6 protein-coding genes and 1 pseudogene are annotated in these 6,726 nt (G+C 50.2%); 6 read left to right on the top strand and 1 reads right to left on the bottom strand.

Going from position 1 to position 6,726, the window contains the following annotated elements:
• Positions 1-279 (bottom strand): annotated as a pseudogene (locus tag AC559A_RS18515) (IS1380-like element ISDth1 family transposase); the annotation flags it as partial.
• A 229-nt stretch (positions 280-508) separates the two neighbouring features.
• On the opposite strand from AC559A_RS18515, the gene AC559A_RS18510 reads away from it, so the two are divergent.
• The 6 genes from AC559A_RS18510 (at position 509) to AC559A_RS18485 (ending at position 6,272) form a co-directional block, all read left to right on the top strand.
• The gene (locus AC559A_RS18510; protein WP_498819178.1) at positions 509-1,072 is read left to right on the top strand and encodes a DJ-1/PfpI family protein; all 564 of its coding nucleotides are present in this window, start codon (positions 509-511) and stop codon (positions 1,070-1,072) included.
• Positions 1,073-1,098: 26 nt separating this feature from the next.
• A complete protein-coding gene (locus AC559A_RS18505; protein ID WP_498819177.1) occupies positions 1,099-1,497 on the top strand; it encodes a ribbon-helix-helix domain-containing protein in 399 nt (132 codons plus the stop codon).
• 628 nt (positions 1,498-2,125) lie between these two features.
• Positions 2,126-2,791: a RipA family octameric membrane protein gene (locus AC559A_RS18500; protein ID WP_498819176.1), complete on the top strand. Its 666-nt coding sequence runs from the start codon at positions 2,126-2,128 to the stop codon at positions 2,789-2,791.
• Positions 2,792-2,907: 116 nt separating this feature from the next.
• Positions 2,908-3,531 carry a transposase gene (locus tag AC559A_RS18495; protein WP_498819175.1) on the top strand — a complete coding sequence of 208 codons (624 nt, stop codon included), beginning with the start codon at positions 2,908-2,910 and terminating at the stop codon, positions 3,529-3,531.
• Positions 3,532-3,846: 315 nt separating this feature from the next.
• Entirely contained in the window at positions 3,847-5,421 is a 1,575-nt protein-coding gene (locus AC559A_RS18490; protein ID WP_498819174.1) for a DNA recombination protein RmuC, read from the top strand.
• A 68-nt stretch (positions 5,422-5,489) separates the two neighbouring features.
• A complete protein-coding gene (locus AC559A_RS18485) occupies positions 5,490-6,272 on the top strand; it encodes a hypothetical protein (protein WP_498819173.1) in 783 nt (260 codons plus the stop codon).
• Positions 6,273-6,726 lie beyond the last annotated feature (454 nt).

Here is a 6,726-nt window from a genome sequence, read left to right as displayed (position 1 = left end):
CCTGTAGGTTTCCGCCGAAGGAACCCTGTCGATGTCAACGGCGTTCATGAAGTACCGGTTTCCTGCCAGCGGTTTGACGTGATCAAAATCAGTTTTTCCCTGGACCATCAGCCCCAGCATGGTTTTCAGAATGTTTTCAGTGGATATCTGCGGCCTGCCGATGGTCACTTGCTTTGCCACAGCATCAAGACCCGCCAGCTTGGCCATCTGTCCTACAAACACCAAGCCAGCTGGCCCAGCCTGGAGGTTTTGCTTGTGAATCACCTTGGATATGCCCATTCTCATCGCTCCCATCACCTGTTGGGTGAGTTTTTAAAAAATACTGCATCGATGAGAGAACATATCGAATTTACTGATTATAATCAAGAAAAACTATGTGCCGTGACTGTGTCAGGCATGTAATAGCTTCACGGATTCAGGGTGTAGTATTGCGTTACTACCCACTTGGTCACCCGTGGTGTAAAGAATCACTCCAATACGTTCACACTCAAAAAAAAGGATGCGGCAGATGGCTAAAATTCTTATGATTACCGGCGATTTCACGGAAGATTATGAAACCATGGTTCCGTTCCAGATTCTGCTGGCGGCTGGACACCAAGTGGACGCGGTGTGCCCCGGCAAGGCGGCAGGGGAGGTGGTTGCAACCGCTATCCACGATTTCGAGGGGCACCAGACCTACAGTGAAAAACCGGGACACAATTTCACCCTCAATGCGACGTTTGCCGAAATAAAGGCTGAAAGCTACGACGGCCTGGTGATTCCCGGTGGGCGGGCACCCGAGTACCTGCGCCTTAATCCCGAAGTCCTTGAGATGGTGAAACATTTCTTCACAGCCAATAAGCCGGTGGCTGCCATTTGTCACGGTGCGCAACTGCTGGTGGCGGCAGGTGTGCTCAATGGCCGGACGTGTTCCGCTTACCCCGCTTGCGAACCGGAAGTAAAAGTTGCGGGCGGAAAATACGCCCCTCTGGAGATGACGGAGGCGATCACCGATGGCAATCTGGTGACTGCCCCGGCCTGGCCGGCCAATCCTGCCTGGATGGCGCAGTTCATGGCCCTGCTGGATGGTTGATTCTTTCTCAAAGGGGGAGGTTTTTCATGTGCCAACTGTTCATCAATGCCAACAGCGATCTTTGGAAAAGCCAAACCAAGTCTCTGCGCATCGACGGCGTTTCCACCAGTATCCGCATTGAAAACTTCTTCTGGTCAACCCTGGAAGAGATCGCCACTCGCGATAGGATGACGGTGAATCAACTGATCACCAGGCTGTACTTCGAGTCCATCGACGCCGACCACGACCTCGGCAATTTCACTTCTTTTCTGCGCGTTTGCTGCGCCCGGTATCTCGCATTGATGGCCGCGGGCGAATTATCCCCCGCCTTGAGTGAGGAACTCAGCAGCGTTGCTTCCGCCGAAATCCTGGAGCGGGAGAGCGCCCGATGGATCGAGCGGGGCAAGCTGGTGCAAGCAGCTTCGCCGAGGAGTCGGATGCACTGAACCGCTCAAGTGCATTGACGTCATAATCGGCAGACCACGCATGACGGTCCGACCTTGATATTCAGGGTCGGGCCTTTTTGTTTGACCAGCGCAACGCTCGCTGAAGCTGCCAGGATCGCTCCAGTGAAGCACCCTGCAATAAATTATTGCCCTCTCCCTGTCGGGGGGAGCATTAGGAGTTCGTCCTCTTTCCAGAGTTTTTTGCCACAGACGAGAAAGGCAGACAAAGAAGGACTTTTCTCCAGCCGACCTGGCTGGAGAAAAACACTTCTTCCGTCTGCCTTGTTCGTCCTGCATGGTCTAGCGAAGCGGGTGGCTATAAAATCCTTGTATCAGCTGAGCTGGCCGACCCCGCGTCCTGAGCGAAGCGGGCGGTTCAATCCTCTACGTGCCAACCAGTTCTGAACCATCCCGATTGCTTCCATTCCAAATGTAGTTTATTGGCTTCAACATTTGGTTTTCATCAGGTTTTCCGGAGCCAGTACCGGAATTTGACGATGGGTACCGATGTGCGTGGAACGATCCCGATGGACATTGGCCTTCCAGGCTACTCCTAAGTCAAAAGATTACGGATGCGTCGGGATGGTTCATTTTACCGGGTAAATGTTATATGCGAATAGGCATTAAGATGAATCAAAAGGAATATGACGATACATTTCATACCGATGATGAAAAATCATGCTTGCTTCGCTCTGCCTTTGAGCAGGTTTCCGACATTAGAAAGTTCGAGATAGAGCTATACTGGAAGCGTGCAACATATTTCTGGGCATTGATCGCTGTTGCTTTTGCTGGCTATTTTGCCATTCTTGCTTCTGAACACATGCCTAATAAATACTTTCTATCCTTGATTGTAGCATCGATTGGATTTGTTTTTACATTTGCGTGGCATCTGGCGAATCGAGGAAGTAAATATTGGCAAGAAAATTGGGAAAATCATCTTGATTTGCTCGAAGATAAAGTAACCGGTCCTTTGTACAAAACACTGTTGGAGCGTCCCGGGCATATCAATGCCACAGAGAAATTCATAACCGGACCTCTTAGCGTTTCAGTGTCAAAAATTAATCAGTTTGTAAGCGTGTTTGTAGGTTTTTCTTGGTTTACACTTGTTGCTTTTTCTGCATATAAATCCTTAAACCACTTGGGCCTAAACAAGGCACAATGGTTTAGCTTAGTGTCACACTTGGTAGTAATAGCGGTAGCACTATCTTGCTGTGTCCTTATGTTGCTCCGCGGCAAAACGCATAAGGACAAACACACGCCCAAGGCAATAAAGAGAGAAACAGAAATTTTGTGAGCACATCAATAGATGATGTCCCTGCAAAAAGTCCGGACATGCATTCAATTTACATTTAGGGGTTACGGGGTCGGACCGAGTCAACCCTTTGATTAAATGAGGCAAGTAGTTCAAATATGCTGTCCCGTGACAGGCAAAATTGGATCAAATGGCTTTTTGAGGCCAGGAAGCGATACCAGCTTCAGATCCTCAACTACACCGTCACCTCAAATCACATTCACCTCTTGGTTTTCAGCGAGGAAGATGTCACGGCCCTGCCCAGATCAATCCAGCTGGTTGCCGGCAGAACCGCCCAAGAGTACAACCAGCGCAAAAATCGCAAGGGTGCATTTTGGGAAGACCGCTACCATGCCACAGCCGTGGATACGGATAAGCATCTGCTCAAATGCATGCTGTACATCGATCTGAACATGGTCCGGGTGGGGGTTGTGGAACATCCTCGACAATGGCCTTTCACCGGATATCACGAAATCACTTCACCACCCGAGAGGTACCGACTCATCAACCGTGAAAAACTGCTCGAATTCCTGGAAGGCACGGACGAAGCCACTCTGGCCCGTGATTATGCATCTTGGGTCGATGATGCACTTGGTTGCGGCGAAAGACGGGAATCGGACTGGACAAACAGCATTGCCGTGGGGACCAGGGCATTTGTGGAGAGGATTCAGGCAAAGCTGGGATTCAAGGCGGTTGGGAGGAAAATTATTGAGAACGGTAAAAGCTCTGGCTCAGCTTCGTGAGACAACAGACTCTTACAATGCCCATTTTGGGGACGAAATTGGGGTTCTAAGGCAAAATATCAGTCTTAGATGGAACGGATCATCAAAAAATTTAAATGATTAACTCGGTCCGACCCCGAACCCGTCTTAATAGCCTGCATGAAACTGCCGGCGAAATCGTGAAGACGCACCAAGATCTCATACGAGTTGGACGAAAAAGGTTGGGCGTATGAGCCTGAGATGCTCTAACAATCGGCTGCACAGCGACCGATTTTCCGCCGCTTCGCGGCTCCAAACCGGCGCGTGAGCCGGGCGTTATGTGAACCGGAGCAAATGATGAGTGACACCTTACTGTGGAACATCCTCTTCGTAGCCGTGGTGACAGCGCTCTTAGGAGTAGTAGTTGCTTTTGTGCTTCGTTCTTGGCGAGGCGATCGGGGCGCGAGCCAGGAGATACGTGACGAGCTGCGGGCGGGTCGGGAGGAGTCTCGCGCTGCAGGGAAGGAGCTTCGTGAGGAGGTTTCGGGAACCCTCAAGTCTAGTACAGATACGATATCCAAAACCCTTGAGGCGGTTGCCAAGACACAGCAGGCACAGCTTGAGGGCATGACCGCCCAACTCAAAGAGATCACCGAATCCAATCAGACGGCCCTGGACCGCATTCGGACCACCTTCGATGCCCGCGTCAAGGAACTTCAGGAGGGCAATGAAAAGAACCTCGGAGGGATGCGAAAGGAGGCGGCAGACGGACTCAAAACTACCAGCGAAACGCTTGCCAAGGCGCTAGAGGCAATGGGCAAGGTCCAGCAAACACAGCTTGAGGGTATGACCAAACAGATCAAAGAGCTCACCGAGTCCAATCAGACGGCCCTGGACCGCATTCGGACCACCTTTGATGCCCGCGTCAAGGAACTTCAGGAGGGGAATGAGAAGAAGCTCGATGAGATGCGCAAGACCGTCGACGAGAAGTTACATGACACTCTTGAAAAGCGGCTTGGTGAGTCGTTCAAGCTCGTGAGCGACAGATTGGAAGCTGTACACAAGGGGCTCGGAGAGATGCAGACTTTGGCTACTGGTGTTGGCGACCTGAAGCGTGTTCTTACGAACGTGAAAGCACGCGGAACTTGGGCCGAAGTTCAGCTCGGTGCACTGCTTGAGCAAGTATTGACTGCCGAGCAATACGAGAAGAACGTCTGCGTCAAGGCGGAGTCCTCGGAAAGGGTGGAGTATGCCGTCCGATTGCCGGGTCCAAAAGATGATCCTGGAAGCAATGTGTGGCTCCCAATTGACTCAAAGTTCCCCCAGGAGGATTACCTTCGATTGCAGGAGGCGGCGGAGAAGGCCGACCTCGCAGGCGTTCAGGTTGCTGTTGATGCTCTGGCCCGAACGGTTAACGGTGCAGCAAAGGACATTCACGACAAATATGTGAATCCTCCCGACACAACTGATTTTGGTATTATGTTTCTCGCCACGGAGGGACTGTATGCAGAGGTGTTGCGGCAACCGGCCTTAGTAGAAAATCTCCAGCAGCGGTATCGCGTTGTGGTGGCGGGGCCCACGACGTTGATCGCGATTCTGAGTAGCCTTCGGATGGGGTTCCAAACGCTGGCCATCGAACAGCGAGCTTCGGAGGTGTGGCGGGTCTTGGGGGCGGTGAAGACGGAGTTTGGTAAGTTTGGGGATGTGCTCGACAAGGTAAAGAAACAGCTCAATACCGCGAGTCGCACGATCGAGCAAACCGGTGTACGCAGCCGCGCAATCGAACGACAACTCCGGAGAGTGGAGCAATTGCCCGAAGCGAAGGCATCAGAGATGTTGGCCCTGCCGGACGAGGCTGTTCTAATCGGTGAAGACGACTTGCTGGACGGGTATCTTGATGATTCGGGGACAAGTTCTGAGGAGCGTGATTGAGAACATCGATCACGAGCAATCGTGATGAGCCGCAGCGTTATGTCCCTTCATCATGAGGTAACCTTGATATGTCCATTCCAGAAAAGGATCTAAAAATCCTATGGGGCAAAGCAGCAGGCCGATGCTCGATGACGGAATGCCGTAAGAAGCTTGTGGTAGAGGCTTCTGAGAAGATTCTTTCAGCTAATGTTCTCGTTGGCCAAAACTGTCATATCATTGCAGAGAAAGAAAATGGCCCGAGAGGAAGGAGCATACTCACTCTTGAGGAAAGGAACAGATACCCAAATCTTATCCTATTATGCGCAAATCATCATATCGAAGTCGATCAAGACCCAGGCAAATGGCCTGTTAAGAAACTTCATCAGATAAAGGCAGATCACGAAGTATGGGTAGAGACTCAGTTGACCGATGTTACGGATGACGTTGCTACAAAGATATATTCAGATCTCATCAACAGCGCAACAGAAGCCTTATTGCTGTCTCACTGGGATTGGGTATCGGACCATGCTGTCAGGCTTCTTCTATCAGAGGAGTTCGTACATGGCTCAGACTTCTTCTCGGAAAAGGTGCATAGGGCTATATGGCCACGGAAGATTGTTGTACTTGAAAAAGCGATACAAAACGTGAGTGATGGGGTAAATTTTTATGTAGGCCATTTCATGAGCAATGCGAAGCTCAGAGAGAACAGTGAAAAACAAGGTCAGGTCTTTTATGTTGAAGATAAATGGTGGAAAGCTCAATGGCGCGATGGTTACGACGACTATGTCGAAAAGTCAAATAAATGGCAAAACATAAGCACATGCCTACTATTTAATGTTGTCTTCGCTCTAAATGATACGCGGAGGCTGTAAGGAAGCATCTAAACCCTCGTTACTTCGTTTTTGAGGGATCCTTTGTAATCAACGATTCAATGGGAGTTATAAGTGAAATGCTGCCAACTATTTATAAGCCATGCGAATACAGACAAATAGAAGAAACCACCTAAGGACATAGCAACGCCATGCACGCTACACCGAACCACGCCGGGATATTATTTCGGCATTTCTTCTGGTTCCTAGGCGGCAGGGTTCGGTGCCGGTGATGGCGGGCGTTATGCATCGAGGAATTGCCATGGATAGCTCCAGACTTGATCTCCCTGCAAAAAGTCCGGCAGGCATTCGATTTAACTAAATATTTTGCTTGCATTGTATGCTATAGTAGTGATATTAAGATTTAAAAAACGAGGTCACTGCTATGTTGCGATATAAGAATAGAAATAGGCTAAGCCTTATGGACGATACATTTTGGCTTCCAGGTAAACAGTCA

This window comes from Desulfonatronum zhilinae (assembly GCF_900182865.1).
Taxonomy (GTDB): domain Bacteria; phylum Desulfobacterota; class Desulfovibrionia; order Desulfovibrionales; family Desulfonatronaceae; genus Desulfonatronum; species Desulfonatronum lacustre.
This window is presented reverse-complemented; position numbering and strand designations above follow the sequence as displayed.